The following is a 2,373-nucleotide window of genomic DNA, read 5'->3' on the forward strand; positions in this document are numbered from 1 at the left end:
GTTTGGGGGTAAGGCTCCCGGTAGACGACCGGGTTGATAGGCCGGAGGTGGAAGCACGGTAACGTGTGGAGCTGACCGGTACTAATAGGCCGAGGACTTGACCACAAAGCATACTTTGAAAGTTTTTGCTCGCGTCCACTATGCGATTCTGAAACAGCAAGCGGTTTTGCTTGTCAGTTTCATAGGGTTACGGCGGTTATGGCGGGAAGGAAACACCCGGTTACATTCCGAACCCGGAAGTTAAGCTTCCCAGCGCCGATGGTACTGCACTCGGGAGGGTGTGGGAGAGTAGGTCACCGCCGGACAATCTTTCGTGAGAGGGCCCTTTTGACACCTTGTGTGTCAGGGGCCCTCTCCGTGTTTCTCTGTGCAGGGGGTTCCCGGGGTGGGAGCCCCTTTTTGCGTTGTTTGCGGGCTTTGGGGCGGGACGGTTTACGGGGTTGTGTTGTGGGTCTCCGGTCAGCCGGGGGCCTTTTGGTATTCCAGAGCTACGAAGGCAACGTGCGTTCGGCCCTCACAGAGGGCGGGCTCCGGGCCCTGCGGATCTCGGCGTTCCGGGGCCGGCGCTGTCGGCTCGTGAGCCGGCTTGTGCCGGGACCCTGCGTTCCCCGTGACGGGAGTACTGCGTACCTGCTGCCCGTCACGTATGGGATCGGCTGGCTCTGAGCGGGTCAGGACGAATCGGTGTCGATGAAGCTCACGGCGTTCTTGCTGGCCACCGAGGTCCACGGGACGATGATGACCGCGCCGTCGCGCTCGTACACCTGGCCTCGGTCGGCCTCGGTGCCGTACTTCAGGGGGAGCGTCGCGAGGGCCTGGGCCTTGCCGGTGGCGGGGTCGAAGCGGACGAGGCGCGGGGGGAGCGTGCGCCAGTCGCCTACCTCCAGGGCCAGAAGGCCCTGCTCGTCGGCGCGGATATAGGACAGGGGCGTGTCGTGGGTGCCGGTCGACTCCCAGAGGCGGCGGCCGGTCTTGATGTCGAAGGCGAGAGCCTTGTTGCGGTAGCCGCCGCCGTCGTCGGGCATGTGCTCCAGCTTGGTCGCCAGGTAGAGGCGGTCGCCGTGCACCGCGTACGTGCGGCGCTCGTGGCCGCCCTGGACGAGGGCCACGCTGTTGAGCGACCGCGTGTCGGCCTCACCCGCGCTGAACTCGCTCACCTTGCCCGTCGACGCGTACACGGTGAACGTGTCCTCGCCTCGGATCTGGCGGTGGATGACGATCGGCCTCGCGGACAGGACGCCGTTCGTCAGGGGGAGATCGCCGATCGGGTACTTGCCGGCGACACGGCCGGTCGTCGGGTGCAGGACCTGGACGCTGTTGCTCCCGCTGTGGCAGTCGAGGAGGATCACCACGCGGTCGGGGGCGCTGTTGGCGTCCTGGAGATAGCAGCTGTCCGGCGGCGACCAGGTCCAAGCCTTGCCGCCGTCGGAGAGGCGGTAGCTGGTCAGTGTGTTGTCGACCTCGACGACGGCCATGTCCGCGGTGGACATGATGGACGGCACCGCGAGGGAGTTGCTCACCGAGCTCTTCTCGGACGCGATCACGGTCTTCCAGGTGACCTTGCCGGTGGTGGTGTCGAGACCGGCGAGTTGGCCGCATCGGCCGTCCGTGACGTACGCGATGGCGGCGACGGCGTCGGCCGACACCTCCGGGGTGGCTCCGCAGAGCTGGTCGCCCGGCGAGGGAGTGCCCCAGGCGCGTTTGCCGGTGTTGAGGGTGTACGCCAGCACGCCGTCCTTCTGGGCTCTGATGACGGTGGTGTCGGTCAGCCAGCTCGCGAACGCCATGCCGGTGGTGAAGTCCATGCTGCCGTGCCCGGCCAGGGGTACGGACCACTCGGGCACCGCCGCCTCAGCCACCGCCGCTTCTGGGCTGGCCGCCGCCACCGGCTCCGGATCGCCGGACTGCGCAACGAACCAGGCGGTGCCGCCCCCGGCCCCGAGCAGCACCAGCACACCGAGGGCGGCGAGCAGGACGGTCCTGGCCCCACGCCTGGGCGGCTGCGGCGCCTCCCCACCCCCCGGCCTCTGCCCCCGCAGGTAGGGCCCCTGCGAGCCTGGCCCGTACGGGACGGGGCCTTGTGAGGGGACTCCGTACGGGACGGGACCTTGCGGAGGGACTCCGTACGGGGCCTGGCCTTGCGAAGGGGCCCCGTATGGGGCGGACCCCGGCAAAGGGAACTCGTAGGGAGCGGGGGCTTGAGGGATCGAGCCGTGCGGCGCCTCCGGCTGGACCTGGCCATACAGGGGCCCGCCCACCGGTGGTGGAGCGGAAGGGGATGGCCCCTGTGAGGGGGAGGCGTATAGCGGCGTGCCGGCCTCCGGCGACGCCTGCCCGTATGGCGGCCAGCCCTGCGAGGGTGGGCTGTACGGG

At 68.5% G+C, this 2,373-nt stretch carries 1 protein-coding gene and 2 rRNA genes; 2 read left to right on the top strand and 1 reads right to left on the bottom strand.

Features of this window, described 5'->3' with window-relative positions; genetic code table 11:
• Together ADY59_RS52200 and rrf are read left to right on the top strand one after the other, a co-directional pair.
• Positions 1 to 105, top strand: a 23S ribosomal RNA gene (locus tag ADY59_RS52200); the annotation flags it as partial.
• A gap of 83 nt (positions 106 to 188) precedes the next feature.
• Positions 189 to 305 (top strand): 5S ribosomal RNA (gene rrf / locus ADY59_RS47095).
• A 366-nt stretch (positions 306 to 671) separates the two neighbouring features.
• Here the strand turns inward: rrf and ADY59_RS47100 are convergent.
• Complete coding sequence (locus ADY59_RS47100) at positions 672 to 1,949, bottom strand: outer membrane protein assembly factor BamB family protein (protein ID WP_231619249.1); 1,278 nt, start codon at positions 1,947 to 1,949, stop codon at positions 672 to 674.
• Between the last annotated feature and the right edge of the window lie 424 nt (positions 1,950 to 2,373).

The sequence above is a fragment of the Nonomuraea sp. SBT364 genome (assembly GCF_001083785.1).
Lineage (GTDB): Bacteria > Actinomycetota > Actinomycetes > Streptosporangiales > Streptosporangiaceae > Nonomuraea.